Source organism: Micromonospora sp. NPDC000668, assembly GCF_042897975.1.
Classification (GTDB): domain Bacteria; phylum Actinomycetota; class Actinomycetes; order Mycobacteriales; family Micromonosporaceae; genus Micromonospora.
In genome coordinates this window covers 187,202-205,650 of the sequence record NZ_JBIAYP010000008.1, presented here as the reverse complement: position 1 = coordinate 205,650, position 18,449 = coordinate 187,202, and the positions used below count along the sequence as shown (strand labels likewise).

Annotated in this window: 13 protein-coding genes; 7 read left to right on the top strand and 6 right to left on the bottom strand. The window is 67.6% G+C overall.

Annotated features, from left to right (window positions below; genetic code table 11):
• The first annotated feature begins 108 nt into the window (after positions 1-108).
• Positions 109-576 carry a MarR family winged helix-turn-helix transcriptional regulator gene (locus ACFY29_RS32750; protein WP_328417690.1) on the top strand — a complete coding sequence of 156 codons (468 nt, stop codon included), beginning with the start codon at positions 109-111 and terminating at the stop codon, positions 574-576.
• 37 nt (positions 577-613) lie between these two features.
• On the opposite strand, the gene ACFY29_RS32745 is transcribed toward ACFY29_RS32750, so the two are convergent.
• The 6 genes from ACFY29_RS32745 to ACFY29_RS32720 form a co-directional block, all read right to left on the bottom strand.
• Complete coding sequence (locus ACFY29_RS32745; RefSeq protein WP_386992302.1) at positions 614-1,177, bottom strand: gluconokinase; 564 nt, start codon at positions 1,175-1,177, stop codon at positions 614-616.
• Positions 1,167-2,396, bottom strand: a complete 1,230-nt coding sequence (manD, locus tag ACFY29_RS32740) for a D-mannonate dehydratase ManD (protein ID WP_386992300.1) — start codon at positions 2,394-2,396, stop codon at positions 1,167-1,169. Before manD ends, ACFY29_RS32745 begins: the two co-directional genes overlap by 11 nt.
• Positions 2,397-2,470: 74 nt before the next feature.
• Positions 2,471-3,619 (bottom strand): galactonate dehydratase, encoded by a 1,149-nt coding sequence (gene dgoD / locus ACFY29_RS32735; RefSeq protein WP_386992298.1) that lies wholly within the window; start codon positions 3,617-3,619, stop codon positions 2,471-2,473.
• Positions 3,620-3,626: 7 nt separating this feature from the next.
• Positions 3,627-4,442: a carbohydrate ABC transporter permease gene (locus ACFY29_RS32730; RefSeq protein WP_355602890.1), complete on the bottom strand. Its 816-nt coding sequence runs from the start codon at positions 4,440-4,442 to the stop codon at positions 3,627-3,629.
• Entirely contained in the window at positions 4,439-5,386 is a 948-nt protein-coding gene (locus tag ACFY29_RS32725; protein ID WP_328417680.1) for a sugar ABC transporter permease, read from the bottom strand. The genes ACFY29_RS32730 and ACFY29_RS32725 overlap by 4 nt, the downstream gene beginning before the upstream one ends.
• A 70-nt stretch (positions 5,387-5,456) precedes the next feature.
• Positions 5,457-6,695: an ABC transporter substrate-binding protein gene (locus ACFY29_RS32720; RefSeq protein WP_386992296.1), complete on the bottom strand. Its 1,239-nt coding sequence runs from the start codon at positions 6,693-6,695 to the stop codon at positions 5,457-5,459.
• Positions 6,696-6,881: 186 nt separating this feature from the next.
• Here ACFY29_RS32720 and ACFY29_RS32715 point away from each other — a divergent pair, with 186 nt between their 5' ends.
• The 6 genes from ACFY29_RS32715 (at position 6,882) to ACFY29_RS32690 (ending at position 18,391) form a co-directional block, all read left to right on the top strand.
• Positions 6,882-7,646 (top strand): FCD domain-containing protein, encoded by a 765-nt coding sequence (locus ACFY29_RS32715; RefSeq protein WP_328417676.1) that lies wholly within the window; start codon positions 6,882-6,884, stop codon positions 7,644-7,646.
• A 796-nt stretch (positions 7,647-8,442) separates the two neighbouring features.
• Positions 8,443-9,687, top strand: coding sequence for an ABC transporter substrate-binding protein (locus ACFY29_RS32710; protein WP_386992293.1), 1,245 nt, complete (start codon positions 8,443-8,445; stop codon positions 9,685-9,687).
• Positions 9,688-9,801: 114 nt separating this feature from the next.
• Entirely contained in the window at positions 9,802-10,719 is a 918-nt protein-coding gene (locus ACFY29_RS32705; RefSeq protein WP_386992291.1) for a carbohydrate ABC transporter permease, read from the top strand.
• A 62-nt stretch (positions 10,720-10,781) separates the two neighbouring features.
• A complete protein-coding gene (locus tag ACFY29_RS32700; protein WP_386992289.1) occupies positions 10,782-11,639 on the top strand; it encodes a carbohydrate ABC transporter permease in 858 nt (285 codons plus the stop codon).
• A 2-nt stretch (positions 11,640-11,641) separates the two neighbouring features.
• Entirely contained in the window at positions 11,642-13,564 is a 1,923-nt protein-coding gene (locus tag ACFY29_RS32695) for a glycoside hydrolase family 127 protein (protein ID WP_386992287.1), read from the top strand.
• Positions 13,565-13,651: 87 nt separating this feature from the next.
• Complete coding sequence (locus tag ACFY29_RS32690) at positions 13,652-18,391, top strand: discoidin domain-containing protein (protein ID WP_386992286.1); 4,740 nt, start codon at positions 13,652-13,654, stop codon at positions 18,389-18,391.
• Positions 18,392-18,449 lie beyond the last annotated feature (58 nt).

Sequence of the window (18,449 nt, the reverse complement as noted above, 5' to 3'; positions counted from 1 at the left end):
CCGCTGGCCGGCGTGCCATCAGCCGTCAGCTTTGCGTGCCTCCTTGACCTCAACCAAAGTCGAGGTTCTAGATTCGCTCCACAAGCGATCTTTCAACGGAGGCTCCGCATGGCGACGCAGCACCTTTCCGATGCCGAGCTGGCGGCTCAGCCTGCCGCGTACTGGACCGGCGTGGCCTATGAGGCCCTCATCGCCTTCACCCGGGCCCGGCAGGCCGAGTTCGGCTTCACCCAGCCCCAGTTCTGGCTGCTGCGCAACCTGTCGAAGAACGACATCTCGCCGGACGGCCACGGCATGACCATCACCGAGCTGAAGCTCGCGATGAGCAGTTACCTCAGGCCCGAGGACGATCTGGAGGCCGAGGCAGAGGTTCTGCTGGAGCGGGCTTGGCTCACCCGTGATGACCAGGGACGGTTGTGGATCACCGAGGACGGCGACGAGGCTCGTGCCGACCTCAAGAAGCACGCTCCGGCGATCCGCGATCGCATCCACCAGGGCATCGAGGACACCGACTACGTGACGGCCCTGAAGGTGCTCCGGCAGATGATCCGAAACACGGACGGCCCCGTGACCTGAGCGCCTGGACAGCCCCCGAGCCGTGCTGTTCGTCGCGCTATGTGGCGAGCACGTCGCGGCGAAGTAGACCGAGACGGTCGACTGCGGTCGACACGAGCGCGGCCGGGGGCAGCGCGAGGTCGAGCACCAGACCCGGCTCGCCCGACCCGAACCGTTCCAGGATGGCCAGCTGGGAGTCCAGGAGGCTTGCCGGCATGTAGTGCCCGGCGCGCTGGGACATCCGCTCCCGGATGATCTCCGCCGTCCCGTCCAGGTGGAGGAAGTCCACGGTCGGTGGTCCTTCCCGGAGCACCTCCCGGTAGGACCGCTTCAACGCCGAGCAGGCCAGCACCGTCGACACGCCTTCGGCGTCCCGGCTGGCCATCCAGTCGGCGAGGGCGCGGAGCCAGGGCCAGCGGGCGTCGTCGTCGAGAGGTACGCCCGAGCGCATTCTCGCCACGTTGGCCTCGGAGTGGAACTCGTCGGCCTCGGCGAAGGTCAGGCCGGTCAGGTCGCTGATTCCCCTGGCCACGGTCGTCTTTCCCGCCCCGGACACGCCCATCACGACGACATGTCGGGGCGGGTCGTGGCGAGGGGGAGTGGCACGGTGCTCACCAGTCATGGACGGTCCCGTCCTTCAGGCGGTTGAACGGGAGGTAGGCCGGCACGTACGGGAACCGGTCGGCGGCCTTCTCGTCGAGCTCGACGCCCAGCCCCGGCTGCTCACCCGGATGGAGGTAGCCGTCGGCGAACGTGAAGGACTGCCGGAAGACCTCGTTGGTCAGGGCTCCGTGCCGCATGTACTCCTGGATGCCGAAGTTGTGGATGGCCAGGTCGAGGTGCAGGGCGGCAGCCATGCCGACGGGTGAGATGTCGGTCGGGCCGTGGATACCGGACTTGATCTGGTACTGCGCCGCGAAGTCCAGCAGCCGGCGCATGGCAGTGATGCCCCCGGTGTGGGTCACGGCGGACCGGACATAGTCGATCAACTGTTCCCGGATGAGCGTCTGGTAGTCCCACACGGTGTTGAAGACCTCGCCGATCGCCAGCGGCGTGGTGGTGTGCTGGCGTACCAGCCGCAGCGCCTCCTGGTTCTCCGCCGGAGTGCAGTCCTCAAGCCAGAACAGGTCGTACGGTTCGAGATCCTTGCCGAGCCGGGCGGCCTGGATCGGCGTCATCCGGTGGTGACCGTCGTGCAGCAGCGGAAGCTCGGGCCCGAACTCGTTGCGTACCGCCTCGAAGACGCTGGGCAGATGGCGCATGTAGGCGCGGGTGTCCCAGTCCTCCTCGGCCGGCAGCGGGGTGCGCTGCGCTGGTTCGTAGTCGTACCGCTTGCCGTCGGCGCTGGGCTGCGCGGCCACCCCGTAGACGGCGTTGATGCCCGGGACGGAGGTCTGGACCCGGATGGAACGGAAGCCGAGGTCGAGATGGTTGCGGATCGAGTCGAACAGCTCCGGGATGTCGCGACCCGAGGCATGGCCGTACGCCATGATGCCGGTCCGCGACGCGCCCCCCAGCAACTGGTAGAGCGGCATGCCGGCGGCCTTGGCCTTGATGTCCCAGAGCGCGACGTCCACGGCCGCGATCGCCGCCATCGTCACCGGCCCGCGCCGCCAGTACGCCGAGCGGTACAAGAACTGCCAGGTGTCCTCGATGCGGTGCGGATCGCGCCCGATCAACAGCGGGACGACGTGATCGCGCAGGTACGAGGCGACCGACAGTTCGCGCCCGTTGAGGGTGCCGTCGCCCAGGCCGGTGAGCCCGTCATCTGTGGTGATCTTCAGGGTGACGAAGTTGCGGTCAGGGCTGGAGACGATGACGTCCGCTGCGACGATCTTCACGTGGTGCCTTTCTCAGGTGCCGCCTGGGCGGGGTTAGCGGATGGTGCCTGCGGTCCCGTGGCCGTCGAGCAGGCTCACCATTCCGCGTAGGAGCCGTCGGGGTGCCGGAAGGTGGGGCTGCGCCAGGCGTGCCCGCGCTTGTCCGCTGCCCGTACCGCCTGCTCGTCGATCTCGATGCCGAGCCCGGGGGCGGTGAGTCGCTCGATGTGCCCGTCGACGAAGGTCAGCGGCGTGGTGTCCAGGACGTAGTCGAGCACTTCGGCGCCAAGGTTGTAGTGGATGCCGATGCTCTGTTCCTGGATCAGGTAGTTGGGCGTGGCGAAGCCGATCTGCAGGCACGCCGCGAGGGCGATCGGCCCGAGCGGGCAGTGCGGGGCGAGCTGCACGTCGTAGACCTCGGCGAGTGCGGCGATTCGGCGTACCTCGGAGATCCCGCCGGCGTGCGAGAGGTCCGGCTGGGCGACCGCGATGCCGGCCTGGAAGACGGGCAGGAACTCCTGCCGGCTGTAGAGCCGCTCTCCGGTCGAGACGGGCGTGGTCGTGGACCGCACGAAGTCGCCGATGAGGTGGGAGTTCTCCGGTACGACCGGCTCTTCGAGGAAGAGCGGCCGGTACGGCTCGAGCAGCGGGGCGACGCGGCGGGCGTTGGCGAGGGTGAACCGGCCGTGGAAGTCGACGGCGACGTCACGCTCGTTGCCCAGCACCTCCCGGGCGGCGGCGACCCGCTGGACCACCCCGTCCAGCTCGGCGACCGACGCGATCGGGCTCATCCGCCCGGAGGCGTTCATCTTGACCGCGGTCAGCCCGGCCTCCACCTGCGCGGCGATGTGGTCGCGGACCTCGTTGGGCTCATCGCCGCCGACCCAGCCGTAGACCCGGATCCGGTCCCGGACCGGGCCGCCGAGCAGTTGGTGCACCGGCGCTCCGTACCGCTTGCCGGCGATGTCCCACAGCGCCTGGTCCAGGCCGGACACAGCGCTGGCCAGGATCGGGCCGCCCCGGTAGAAGGAGCCCTTCGTCATGGTCTGCCAGTGGTCCTCGATCCGCAGCGCGTCCCGCCCGATCAGGAGCTCGCTGAGCTGCTTGACGGCGGTCCGGACGGTTTCGGATCGGCCCTCGCAGGTCGCCTCGCCCCAGCCGACGATCCCGGATTCGGTCTCGACGCGGACGAAGAGCCAGCGGGGGGCGACCAGGAAGGTTTCGACCCGCGCGATTGTCGTCACGATGTCCTCAGCCCTTCGTCGCGCCGGCGGTGAGGCCGGAGACGACGTACTTCTGCACGAACAGGGCGATCACCATGATCGGCAGGGTGACGACGCTGGCCGCCGCCATCAGGCCGCCCCAGTCGATGCTGGCGTAGCCGACGAAGTCGAAGATCGCGACGGGCAGGGTCTTGGTGTCGGCGCCGGAGAGCACGAGGGCGAACATGAAGTTGTTCCAGGAGAAGATGAACGACAGGATGCCGGCGGTGGCCACGCCCGGTATCGACAGCGGCAGTGTGATCCGGCGGAACGCGCCGATGTGGGTCAGCCCGTCCACGAGCGCCGCCTCCTCGAGTTCGTGGGGCAGGCTGTCGAAGTAGCCCATCATGATGTAGACCACCAGCGGCAGCGACACGAACATGTGGCTGAGGACGAGCACGCTGAACCCGCCGACCATCTTCAGGTTGGAGAAGACGTAGTACCAGGGGACCAGCAGGGAGACGCCGGGGATGACCCGCGCCATCAGCACCACGAGCGCCGACTTCTTCATGTTGAAGCGGCTCATGGAGTAGGCCGCGGGTATGCCGAGGACGAGGGAGAGCGCGGTCGCCGCGAAGGCCACCCAGAGGCTGTTGCCGATGAACTGGACGTAGTTGGCCTGCTCCAGGACGTTGGCGTAGTTGTCCAGGGTGGGCGAGAAGGCGATCGCCTTGCCCGTGTCGTAGATGTCGACGTTCGTCTTGAACGACGCGGCGACCATCCAGAGCAGCGGTGCGAGCAGCGCGATCACCACGACGGTGAGCGCCACGACGCGGAACACCCGGTAGGCGGGGCTGGACCTCATCGCTGCGACTCCTTCCTACGGGACGTCAGGGCCCACATCGACCCGATGATGATCAGGAAGAAGATGATGAGGACTGTCGATGAGATGCCGTACTCGTTGTAGTCGAAGCTCAGGCCGTAGGCGTACACGTTGAGCGTCTCGACCTCGTGGAATGAGCCGCCGCCGCGACCCTTCGTGGCGTAGAGGATGTCGAAGGTCTTCAGCGCGTCGATGCCGCGCAGCAGGATCGCGACGACCACGGTCGGCATCACCAGCGGCAGGGTGACGTGCCGGAACCGCTGCCAGGCGCTGGCGCCGTCGATGCGCGCCGCCTCCTGGGGCTCGTCGGAGAGCGAGGTCAGGCCGGCGAGGAGGATCAGCACCACCATCGGGGTCCACTGCCAGACGTCGATGAAGATCGTCGTGGGCAGCGCCGAGTGCTGGCCGGCCAACCATGGCTGGGGTCCGATGCCGATCCAGCCGAGGGCCTGGTTCGCCAGACCGATGTTCGGGTCGAAGATGAGCCGCCACATCATGCCGACCGCGACCGGGGTGGCGACCAACGGCATCAGGATGGCGACCCGGACCCATTTCTGGCCCCGGAACGGTCGCCACAGCAGCAAGGCGACCGCCATGCCGAGGACCACCTCGAACAGCAACGCCACGACGGTGAACCCGGCGGTCCGACCGACGGCGGGCCAGAACCGGTCGGTGTCCGAGAGCACCTCGACGTAGTTCTGGAAGCCCACGAACTCGGACTCCGCCCGGACCGAGCCCTCGGCGTCGGTGAGGCTGAGATAGCCGGTCCAGGCCAGCGGGAAGATGATCAGTGCGGCGACGAAGGCCATGGCCGGCGCCGCGAAGAGCCACTTGCGGTGGTCGTTGGCCCAGCGTGCCCACGCCGGAGTGTCCGGCGTCTCGGTGGCGCGGCGGGGCGGTCTGGTGGGAGTGGTCACTGCTGCCATGAGATCTCCGGGGTGGGCGGGCCGGACGGGGGTGGCGGAGCCGCTCGGCCCCGCCACCCCCGCGCCAGGCTTACTTGGCCTCGTCGTCCAGGAACTTCTGGAACGCCTCGTTGGCGGTGTCGGCCGCAGCCGCCGCGTCCTTGCCGGCGATGGCGTCGACGATCGGCTGGCCGACGATCTCCCGCGCCTGCGCGACCTTGTTGACCAGCGGGCGGTCGTGACCCACGCCCTCCTTGGTGCTGGCCGCGATGGCCTCGACGAGGTCCTTCGGGTACGTCGCCGTGCCCTCCGGGTTGGCCCAGACCGAGGTACGCGCGCCCGGCACGCCGGACTTCTGCTGCGCGAGCGTCTGCTCCTTGCTGGTCGCCCACTCGACGAACTTCCAGGCGTTGCTCTGGTTCTCGGAGTTGTCGTTGATGCCCAGCGCCCAGGAGGGGATGTTGTACGGCTTCGAACCGGCGGGACCGGCCGGGAAGGGCGCGAAGCCGACGGTGTCGGAGACCTTCGACTTGGCCGGGTCGGTGGCGTTCTTGTAGAGCGAGTTGGCCTCGGTGTAGAACGCCGCCTTGCCCTGGGTGAAGATGGCCATCGCCTCGGGCCAGCTCATGTCGGTGCTGACGTTTGCCGGGCCGTGGTCCTTGAGGAGCCCGCCGTAGTAGGCGTACGCCTGCTTGGCCGGCTCGCTGTTGACGGCGGACTTGCCGCTGCTGTCGACGAAGTCACCGCCGAAGCTGTAGAGGAAGCTGGAGAACTGGGTGACCGCCGGCGACTTGCCGGTACGGGCCACGAAGCCCGCCATGCTCGGGTCAGCGGCCTTGATCTTGGCTGCGGCCGTCTTGAGCTCGTCGAGGGTCTTCGGCGGGGCCGTCAGACCGGCCTTGGCCAGCAGGTCCTTGCGGTAGTAGAGGACCTCCTGCTCGGTGATGATCGGGACGCCGACCGCCTTGTCCTCGTACGAGGTGGCCGTCACCGGGCCGGCCTGGAAGTCGCTGAAGTCCCAGTCCTTGTTGGACTTCACCTCGTCGGACAGGTCGGCGAGGTACTTGTTCTTGGCGAACAGCTTCCCCTCCTGCAGGGGGCGGTACATCATCACGTCGATGTCGCTGGAGCCCGCGTTCAGCTTGACGTTGTACTGGTCGGAGAGCTGGTCCTCGCCGAGCTGGGTGATCTCGACCTTCAGGCCGGTCTGCTTCTCGAACTCGGGCAGAGCCTTCTTGATGTTCTCCGTCCACACGTGATTCGCCAGGGTCACCCGCACCGTCGTCGACGCGGCGCTGTCGTCACCGCCGCCGCATGCCGACAGGCCCATGGCGGCAACCACGGCCAGAGAAGTTCCGAATATCGATCGACGCCGCACGTCCATCTCTCCTTCTGTCGTGGTCGCCGCCCCGGGGGTAGGGCGGAACCTCGTGTTTACATCCGCTTAACGTCCGGATGCTAGGCCGATAAAGCGGATTTATTCAAGGGGTGATCTTCAACTGATATGCTTCATGGCGTGGACCCGTCCTCATTAGGGGTTGCAGCCGTCCAGAAGAAGGCCCCTGCCGAGGCCGGGCTGCACGCGCAAGTTCTCGACCACCTCGGCACCGCCATCTGCGGTGGCCAGGTGACGCCCGGCTCCGTCCTGAACATCGACGAGCTGGTCGACCGCTACGGGGTGTCCCGCTCGGTCGTCCGCGAGGTCCTGCGGGTGCTCGCCTCCATGGGCTTCATCGAGACCCGGCGTCGGGTCGGGGTGCTGATCCGGCCGGCGCGCGACTGGAACGTCTTCGACCCGCAGGTGATCCGCTGGCGACTGGCCTCGGCCGGCCGGATGGCACAGATGCGCTCGATCACCGAGTTGCGGACCGCCGTCGAACCGCACGCCGCCTGGCTGGCCGCCAGCCGGGTCGACCACGACGAGGCGAGCGATCTCGTCGGGTTGGCGGCCAAGATGTGGGCCGCCGGGAAGGCCGGGGACGAGGCGCGCTTCCTCCAGCTCGACATCGAGTTCCACCGGCGGGTGCTGGCCGCCTCGGGCAACGAGATGTTCGTCAAGCTGCAGGAGTTGGTGGCGGAGGTGCTCACCGGCCGCCACCACTACGACCTGATGCCGCACTACCCCCACGAGCAGGCCCTCCAGCTGCACGCCGACGTGGCGCAGGCGATCCAGCGGCACGACGGCGACCGTGCCCGGGCCGCCATGGTGCAGATCATGGAGCAGGCGTTCGGCGAGATGAAGTCGATGTGGGACCAGACCGGCGAGCCCGGTCAGGGCTGAGCACAGTCGCAGTGCTGGTTGCGCGCAGGGTTCGCCCTGCGCGCCGACTTTCCAGCTGAGCTTCGCCACGTCGTCTCCGTGATGGTGCTATCCGCGCCAGGTGCAACGCCGTTCTCTGCCGCCGGCCGGTCACTCGGGGGACGGACACCGGCGGCACCTCGCTCGGCGCAGCCGGCCGTGGTCGGCGTCCGGCTGCCGAAACCCTTTCGCAAGCTTTTCAGCGGCCCCGTCAGTCGTTTGCGGTCCCATGCTTCCGGCAACCGAAGTGCGCAGGCATCGTCCTGAGGCCGGCAAGGACATCGGCGAAGACCGTTCAGTTTTTACTGCTTCGACATCTTGCCGAAACCGTTTTCGTGCGACACGCTAGCGGCGGAGTGACATCCACCACCTCGGTCGCGGCGGTAACGACGTGACGCACGAGCCGCGCCGGATCCGGCGGGAGGCGGAGGCGCGATGAGGACGTACGCGGCACCGCGCACGGAGGCGGTGCGATCAGCAGCGTTGTCGAGGGTCAACCCAATACGTCGAGCGGTCAGCTGCGACAGCGCGGCGCAGACGATCCACATAGGGCGGCAACACGGCACGCCACCGCAAGCGACTGACGCGGGCGACGCGGACCGGATCCACCGGCGGCTCTAGCCCCGTCTCAGCAACCCGAGCGAACCAATGATCCGGTCTGAGCCTCAGCTCGCGGGGACCGCCTGGCGGCTCCCTCCGAACGATGAACCCTAGGAGAGGAATCATGAGAAAAACCTTGGGCAGACGCACTGCCCTTCGTTCGCTGGCGGGAGTCCTCGTGGCGGCGCTGACTGTCGGCATGGCCGCGTGCAGCGGCGACGACTCGGGCGGCTCGAGCGCGGCCGAGGCCGGACCCAACGGCGTCGACGACGGCAGCGAGCTCACCCTGTGGACCCGCGCCCCCCTGGAGAAGCAGGCGAAGCTGCTCGTCGAGGCGTACAACTCCAGCCACCAGAACAAGGTCAAACTGACCGTCGTACCCAACGACGACTACGTCGCGAAGGTCGGCGCGGCGGCAGGCTCGGACGGCCTGCCGGATCTCTTCGCCGCGGACATCGTCTATGTGCCGAACTGGGTGAACCAGGGCCTGTTCCAGGATCTCAGCGCGAACATCGACGGCCTCAGCTTCAAGGACTCAATCAACAAGGGGCACCTCTCGGCCGGCACGCTCGACGGCAAGAAGCACGTCCTACCCTTCGTGCTGGACCTGTCGATGCTGTTCTGGAACAAGCAGCTGTTCAAGGACGCCGGGCTGGACCCGGAGAAGGCGCCGGCAACGCTCGACGAATACGCCGCCGCCGCCAAGGCGGTGCAGGCCATGAAGAAGCCCGGCGTCTACGGCACGGCGGCGGGTCTGAACTGCGGCGGCTGCCTCGTCTTCACCTGGTTCCCCTCCGTCTGGGCGGGCGGCGGTGAGGTGCTGAGCGAGGACGGCACCGAATCCAAGCTCGGCGACGACACCGCCCAGAAGGTCTACAGCACCTGGCATGACATGTGGAAGTCCGGTGCCGTGCTGCCCTCCTCGGCGGGCGAGACGGGTCCGACCTGGACTGCCGCATTCACCGAGGGCAAGGTCGGACTGATGCTCTACCCGGCGACGCTGCTCTCCTCGACCCCGTTCGACGCCGGTGTCGCCGCTATCCCCGGCCCGACCGGTGGTGGCTCCACCTTTGTCGGCGGAGACGGCATCGGCGTCTCGAAGGACTCGAAGAAGGCGGCGCAGGCCTGGAACTTCCTCAGCTGGATGATGTCCGAGGCCGCCCAGGTCGAGGTGCTGGCGAAGAACAAGGACGTGGTTTCCCGCGCCGACCTCGCGAGCAACAAGTACGCCGCCGAGGACCCACGGCTGGTCACCATCAACGACGCGGCTGGTAAGGGTGACACGCCCGTCGCGCTGAACTTCCAGCAGGCGTTCAACGCGCCGAACAGCCCTTGGCTGACCCTCGTCCGTAATCGGGTGCTGAACGGTAGCGGCGACCTGCAGAAGGACAACGGCGAGATCAACGCCGTACTCAAGCAGTAGGTGTTCGCCGCAGGCGTGTGCCGTCCAACGGCCTTGTCGGCCGGCATGCGCCTGCGGCGGGACACGACTTGCACGTGTCAACGACCGCCCGTCGCGACTGAACGAGAGGTTTCCATGAGAGTCACCGCACCGTCTCGCCCGCCCAGTGCGGCGATGCGGGACCGCGCCCGCCCACGCGGCCGTCAGGCCCTGCTTGGCTGGCTCTACGCGACGCCGACCGCGGTGTTCGTGGTGGCGTTGTTCGCTGTGCCGCTGCTGCTCGTCATCAAGATGTCGGTGTCGAGATGGCCGCTGTTGGCCGGCGATCAGGGGATCAACGCTCCCGACAACTTTGTGAAGGCGATCAACCACCGGTTCTTCACCGACTCGGTGGTGTTCACCATCAAGTACACGGCGCTCGCGACCGTGCTGCTGCTGGCCCTCGGGTTGGGGCTGGCCCTGCTCGTGCAGGAGTCGAGCCGGTGGAACAACCTGCTCCGTGCGTCGTTTCTGATTCCCAGTGCCCTCGGGCTGGCGTCGGCGTCCCTGTTGTTCTACGTGCTCTATTCGCCGTACGCGAGCCCACTGGCGCCCTTGATGGATCGCCTGGGCGTCACCTTCCTCGGTTCACCGAACGCGGCGCTCTTCTCGACGACCTTCCTCATCGTGTGGCGCTACGCCGGCTTCTACATGGTGCTCATGCTGGTCGGCTTGCAGGGCATACCGGCGGACGTGTACGAGGCCGCACGCGCGGACGGAGCCAGCCGCTGGCAGACCTTTCGGAAGATCACCCTGCCGCTGCTGCGCCCGACCCTGGCACTGACGACCGTGCTCTGCGTGACCGGCTCCCTGCTCGCCTTCGAGCAGTTCTACATCCTGACGAAGGGCGGGCCGGACAACAGCACGATCACGGTCGTTCAGCTCATCTACATGGTGGCGTTCCAAGGTCAGAACGACCTCGGTGTGGCGGCGGCCCTCTCTGTCATCGTGCTGGTGGCCCTGGTCCTCATCAATGCGCTGCAGTTGCGCGCCTTCCGGTCCGAGGAGAATTGACGACGATGGTCGCCCTGCCCAGTTCCACTTCAACCACTGCCGGAGGGCCACCTCTGTCACCCGTGGCGCCAGTCAGCCGGCGCAGAACCAAGGGCGTCACCATCTTCGGCATAGTGCTGCGCACACCGTACTGGGTGTTCACCGGATCGGTGGGATTGATCTTCCTGGCTCCGCTGCTCTGGACGGCGGTCGCCTCGGTCGGCCCGCAGGCCGGCACGAACCAGGTCGATGGTTGGGGATTCGGCAACTACGAGACGCTGGCCAACTACCAGGCCGGCATCTGGCGCTACCTCGCGAACTCGACCTTCGTCTCCCTGCTCACCGTCACCCTGACGCTGCTGATCTCCCTGTTCGGCGGTTACGCGTTCGCGCGGTTCCGCTTCCCGGGCAAGAACATCCTGTTCCTGGTGACGCTCGCCATCCTCATGGTCCCGTACGCGACGTTGCTCATCCCGCTCTATGTGCTGCTGAACCAGGTGAGACTGGAGAATTCCCTCGTCGGCGTGGCCCTGGTCCTCACGATGTTCCAACTGCCGTTCTCCACCTTTCTGATGCGCATCTCCTTCGAAGCGGTGCCGCGCGAGCTGGACGAGGCCGCGATGGTCGACGGGTGCTCGTCGTTCAGCGCCCTGTGGCGAGTGCTGTTACCCGCCGTGAAGCCGGGCCTGATCACCGTGGGGCTGTTCGCATTCCTCGCCGCGTGGAACGACTTCATGGCGCCGCTGATCCTCATCAACGACACCGAGCGCATGACACTTCCGCTCGCTGTTTCCAATCTGCGGGGCCAGGTTCAAGGTGTCGTCGACTACGGGGCTACTGAAGCGGGCGTCGTCGTTCTCGCCCTTCCGTGCATCGTGCTGTTCCTGCTGCTTCAACGACACTACGTGCGCGGCTTCATGTCCGGCGCGATGAAGGGATGACCATGAGCGGCACCGTACCTGCGGCCGCCCCTGTCCTGCCGATTCGTGGCCGTCTGCGGCCCGTCGGGCTGGACAAAGTCCGGATCACGGGCGGATTCTGGGCTGAGCGTCAATCAATCAACGGCGTCGCGACCCTCGAGCACATCGAGCACTGGCTTGAGCGGGAAGGCTGGATTCGAAACTTCGACCTCGCCGTGCAGGGCGACCTTTCGCGCGAACGCCGTGGACGCGAGTTCTCCGATTCGGAGATCTACAAGTTCCTCGAAGCAATGGCGTGGGAGATCGGCCGGACCGGCGATGCGGAGCTCGAGACGAGATTTCGGGCCATCGTGCGCCGGGTGGCCGCGGCACAGGAGTCCGACGGCTACCTCAACACCAGGTTCGGTCGCCCAGGCCAGGCACCGCGGTGGTCCGACCTCGAATGGGGTCACGAGCTCTACTGCATCGGTCACCTTCTGCAAGCCGCGGTCGCCCGCGCGCGAACGCGTCCGGGCGCGGACGACGGGCTGCTCGACATCGCCCGCCGTGCCGCCGACAACGTGTGCGAAACGTTCGGGCCGGACGGCATCGACGGCCTCTGCGGACATCCGGAGATCGAGCCCGCGCTGGTGGAGTTCGCCCGGGTCACCGGTGACGACCGCTACCTGACCCAGGCCGCTCTCTTCGTCGACCGGCGGGGCCATGGCCGGCTCAGCGATGTGGAGTACGGTCGCGAGTACTTCCAGGACGAGCTTCCCGTGCGGCAGGCGACAGTCCTGCGCGGGCACGCGGTGCGGGCGAACTACCTTGCCGCCGGCGCCACCGACGTCGCGGTCGAGCTGAAAGACGCCAGCCTGCTGGAGGCGGTACGCAACCAGTGGAAGAACGCGGTGGCCCGGCGCACGTACGTCACCGGCGGTCAGGGCTCCCGCCACCAGGATGAAGCCTTCGGCGAGGACTGGTTGCTGGCCCCCGACCGCGCGTACTCCGAGACCTGCGCCGGGGTCGGCTCGGTGATGCTCGCGTGGCGGTTGCTGCTGGCCGACGGCGACCCCCGGTACGCCGACCTCATCGAGCGGACGCTGTTCAATGTGGTGTCGACCTCGCCGTCGGCCGACGGGCGGAGCTTCTTCTACACCAACACGCTGCACCGGCGTGAGCTCGGCACCCTTCCCGACGCCGACCGGCCCAGCCTTCGCGCGGCGGCCTCGCTGCGGGCACCCTGGTTCGAGGTTTCCTGCTGCCCGACCAACGTCGCCCGTACCCTGGCCAGCCTGACGGCGTACATCGCCACGTCCGACGACGAGGGCCTCCAACTCCACCAGTACATGCCCGGCACCGTCGAGCACCGCCTCGCCGACGGGCGTGACCTGTGCGTGAGCATTGCGACCGACTACCCCCACGATGGGCAGATCCGCGTACGGATCGACAGCGACGATGACCGTCCCTGGTCGCTCTCGTTGCGCGTGCCCGGTTGGGCGGCCCAGGGTGCGACGGTGACCATCGACGGAGACAGCCGCCCGGTCGGTCCCGGCTTCGTCACCGAGAATCGGACGTGGCGACGAGGCGACGAGGTTGTCCTGTCGCTGCCGATGGCACCCCGGTTCACCTACCCGGACGCGCGGATCGACTCGGTCCGTGGCTGCGTCGCGGTGGAGCGCGGCCCTCTGGTGTTCGCCCTGGAGTCGGTGGACGTACCCGGCGTCGATTCCGTCGATGAGCTTCGCGTCGACACCAGCCAGCCGCCCCGCCTGGTCGATGGCCGGGTCACGGTGCGCTGCCGGCGCGTGCACCCGCAGGACCACGGCTGGCCCTACCGACCCGACGCGGCCGGGGCGGCGCCGATCGTCGGCGAGGTACTCGACGAGGTGGCGCTGGTGGAGTACCACGCCTGGGCCAATCGCGGGCCCTCGACGATGCGCGTCTGGCTGCCCATGGACCGCTGACCCGGACGTCATGGGCTGAAGGGCAGGCCCGATGTTAGCGCTAACGCTCCACCCGTTCGGCCGCACCGACAACAAGGAGGAAAGAACATGATCCATGGACGCGTGCGGAGGGTGCCCCTATGGGCCGCCCTGGCCGCGCTGGTGGTCGGAGGGGCTGTGGGTGTGCCATCCCCAGCCAACGCCGCCAGCCCGATTTTGCCCGGCAACGAGGGCGACGTCGGGGTTTACACCGACGGGCAGAGCCATGCCATGGACATCGGCGACCCGGCCTACAGCAACGTCGGCGACGTCGCCAACCAGCTCATGCCCGGTGTGCCGTTCACCGCGGGGAACATGCACCAGTCGATCTTCGAGAAGGATCTCGCCGCTGGCGGCACGGACTACTACCTCGACCGCATTCTGGGTGTCCACGGGACACTCGGGTCAGCGGTCCTGATGACCCGAGGCCGATCCCTGTACATGCGCGGCGCGAGCAACAACAACTTCACCACCATGGGCTTCGCCGGCAGCGCCTACGTCGGCGGCCCCAACAACCTCGGCAACCTGTACACCGTCACGGTGCCGGGGCAGACCGTCACCGAGGTCAACGCGAACCGGTTCAACGCGCCGAGCCACGCCAAGAGCCGGTACACGATCGGGACCACCGGCGTCACCGCCGACCTGACCAAGTTCATCACCGACGACAACGTCGCGGTCACCGCCATCGACTTCAAGAACCCCGGCGGCTCGCCGGCGACCTTCACCGTCCGCGCCGCTTCCCCGCTGGCCACCCAGGCCGGAACGGGCACGGCGGCGCTCACCGGCACGCGCACCATCACCAGCGGCGCCAACAACGGACTCGTCGACACCGCGTGGAACTCGATCAAGATCGACCTCACCGGTGCCGGTTTCAGCCGTACCGGCACAAACCTGGACCGTGAGATCACCGTGCCCGCGGACGGCTCGCTGTCGCTGTCGGTCGTCGGCGCCGTCTCCTCGGCCACGCTGACCAAGACGGTCGAGAGCTACCAGGAGTACGCCGGCATGTCGGCGGCCACGGCCGTGCGTACCGGCATCACCGCGTTCAACCGCCGCTGGGCACAGGACGTCCCCTACATCGACCTGCCCGACCCCGCCCTGGAGAAGGCCATCGTCTACCGCTGGTGGGGCGAGCGGTACAACAGCCTCGACGCGAACGCATCCGGTCACGTCTACCAGTACCCGACGACGATCGAGGGGGTGAACCTCTACCAGAACGCCGTGGCGCTGACCCAGCCGATGCACCTGCAGGACACCAAGTGGCTGCGCACGCCCTACCTGCCGTACGGCCAGATCCTCAACATCGGCGAGCTGTCCGGCTCCTCGGCCTTCCTGGACAGCCCGGGGCACACGAGCTGGAACAACCACTACTCGCAGTACCTCGGCACGGCGGGGCTCGAGGCCTACAACGTGCACGGCGGTGGCAAGGAGATCGCCGGGAAGTTCGCGCACTACTTTGAGGGCGACGGCGTCGGCCAGCTTGAGCACTACGACGGCAACGACGACAAGCTCATCGCGTACGACACCAACTACATGCCGGGCAACGACGCCGACGCCATCACCTTCGGCTACCCGAAGACCAACGCCGGCGCACCCGGGGCGCGCACGATCGAGCGACCCGAGTCGGCGTACGTGTGGGGCGCGTTCGACGCCGCCCGCCAGCTCTACCAGATCGCCGGCGCCGACCAGGCCAAGGTCGACGAGATGGCGACCGGTGCCAACGAGATCCGCGCAGCGATCCTCGACCGGCTGTGGAGCCCCGACACGCGGATGTTCCTGGCCGGCACGTCGCACGGAGCCACCAGCGCGGCCAGCTCCAACGGCCGGCCCAACCCGCTGCCCCAGTCGGCCCGTGACCTGATCCCGGCCAAGGAGTCGAACCTCTACGACATCTACGCCGAGAACCTCATCCCGTTCGACCAGTGGCAGACCTACGTCGACGGGTTCCGCTTCCTGACCTACGGCGACAACTTCCCGATCTTCCCGTTCTACACCGCCAACCAGTACGACCGGTCGGCCTACGGGGTGGGCGGCTCCAACAACTTCTCCAACATCAACTTCACCGTGCAGTACCGCAGCGTCCGCTCCGCGCTGCGCCACTACGACCCGGAGCAGAAGTACATCACCCCGGCGTACGCCAAGCGGCTGCTGGACTGGATGGCCTGGAGCATCTACCCGGGTGCGGACATGCGGGTCGCGAACCAGGCGGAGTACTACTCCAACTGGAACGCGACCGCGAAGACCTACAACCGCAACAACCCGAACCACATCATGCTCGGCAACATGAACTACATCTTCGTCGAGGACATGGCGGGCCTGCAGCCGCGCTCCGACGACAAGATCGAGCTGTCGCCGATCACGTTCGGCTACGAACACTTCATGGCCAACAACCTTCGCTACCACGGGCAGGACGTCACCATCGTCTGGGACCCCGACGGCAGCAAGTACGGCCTGGGCGCCGGCTACAGCCTGTTCCTGAACGGCGAGAAGAAGGTCAGCACCGACAAGGTCGGCAAGTTCACCTACGACCCGGGCACCAACCAGGTCCAGGCCGAGGACGGCCTCACCGTCACCTTCACCGCGACGACCGGGGCCAACTTCCCGAGCGCGGTCGACGCCCCGATCCAGGACGACCGCGTCGTCTCGTACCTCAAGACGGCCGGCATCGACCTCACCGAGGACGCGCCGAACCTGACGGCGGGCGCCAACCTCAGCTCGTCGTACACCCAGCAGGGTGTGCGGCCGACGCCGTGGCGGCAGTTCCACACGCCGGGCTGGAGCACCACCTCGATGAACTACACGCCCGGCGCCATCAAGGAGACCGAGCGGCCGGTGTCGCTGGCGGCCGTGACCGACGGCGTCACCGCCAACGAGCCGTACTGGGGCAACTACGGCACCGCTGACAAGAACGGCTACGTCGAGCTCGACCTGGGTTCGGCCAAGTCCTTCGACAACGTGAAGGTGTTCTTCGTCAGCGACCGTCAAGCCGGTGGCTACCGCGAGCCCGCGCGCTGGTGGGTCCAGGTGCCCGACGGCAACGGAGGGTGGAAGGAGGTACCGGGCCAGTTCAAGAGCCCGACCGTCCCGTCGGCGAAGTTCAACGAGGCGTTGTTCGACACCGTGACGTCGAACAAGCTGCGCATCGCCTTCACGAACAACCCGACCTTCTTCACGGCGATCTCCGAGATCCAGGCGTTCGACTCGGGGCGTGACGTACCGGAGGTCTCGAACCAGGCACCCGCGGTCACCGCCACCCGCGACGGCTCGGCGGACGGCAACCTGTCCACCAGGCTGGTCGGCACGGCGTCCGACGACGGCGTCCCCTACGACAGCGAGCTCACCTTCGGCTGGGAGACCGTCTCGGCGCCGCAGGGCGCGGGCGTCATCTTCTCCGACGCGAAGGCGCTGGCGACCCGGGTGACCGGCACGATCGAGGGTGACTACGTGTTCCGGCTCTTCGCCACTGATGGCGAGAAGCGGTCGGAGGCGACCGTGGCGGCGACCCTCGCCAAGCGGGAGGTCGTCGCGGAGTTCGGCTCCTCGGCGACGATCAGCACCAGTGGGACCTCGTCGTGGGAGAACCACCAGCGGGTCAACGAGAGCAGCACCCCGAACAGCTCCAACCCGGGTGCCGGAAACGGCTGGGGCAACTGGGGCCAGACGCAGAACGGCACCAGCATCGAGCGTGCCGCGTGGCTCCAGTACCGGTGGACCGCACCGGTGCGGCTGTCGTCGACCGACATCTACTGGTACGACGACAACGGCGGCACCCGTCGGCCCACCGCCACGACGTACGCGATCGAGAGTTCCGAGAACGGCACCACCTGGACGCCGGTCACCCTCACCAAGGGCTCGACGTACGCCGCTGGGCTCACCACCAACACCTACAACCACTTCGACTTCGAACCCGTCACAACCAGCTACCTGCGCATCCGCATCTGGGGCCTGATGGATGGCGGTGCCGGCACGGGCGTGCTGCGCTGGCGCGCCAACGGCGAGACCGTCAACTCGGTGCGCTCGCCGGTGCTCATCCGGACCGGCGTGGGCCAGGTGCCCGCCCTGCCGAGCACGCTCGACGCGATCTACGCCAGCGGCGCTCGCGGCACCGTCGCGTTCAACTGGCAGGAGATCACGCCAGCGATGGTCGCGGAGCCCAACGTGGACCCGTTCGTGGTCTACGGCACGAACGACGCGTACGGCCAGATCGCCGAGGCCCGCATCTACGTGCGGCCCGAGATGTCCCCGGGCGGCATCTCGATCCAGGGCGCCGAGGCGTTCGAGCAGGCCGTCGAGGTGGGCGAGCTGCCCTACCTGCCGAACAAGGTGGAGGTCTCCTACAACGACGGCTCCCGGGACAACCAGGCCATCGGTGTCGACTGGGACTTCGACGAGAACATCGTCAACACCCCCGGTCGCTACACCATCATCGGTGACCTGATCCTGCCCTACTACGTCAGTGAGGCGGGTGCCACGCGGACCACGCTGACGCTCACCGTGGGCGACCCGCCGGAGACCCCGGCGTGGGACGTCGAGGTGCAGGCACGCACACAGTGCACCGGCACCAATGTCTATGTCTCGGTCAACGCTCGCAACGCCGAGGACGTGCCGCTCACCATCGAGCTGGTCACGCCGTACGGGTCGCGCACGGTGGCCAACGTCGCGCCCGGGAAGGCCGCCTACCAGGCGTTCAACACCCGCGCCAGGACGGTGCAGGCCGGGATCGCGACGGTGAAGGCCACCGGAACCGTCAACGGCCAGCCGGTAACCGAGGAGTTTGAGGCGCCGTTCGGCGCACTCAGCTGCGGCTAGGCATCCGTGGTGGCGGCGCCGCACCGGTGCCGCCACCACCCCCGCCAACAGTGAGGAG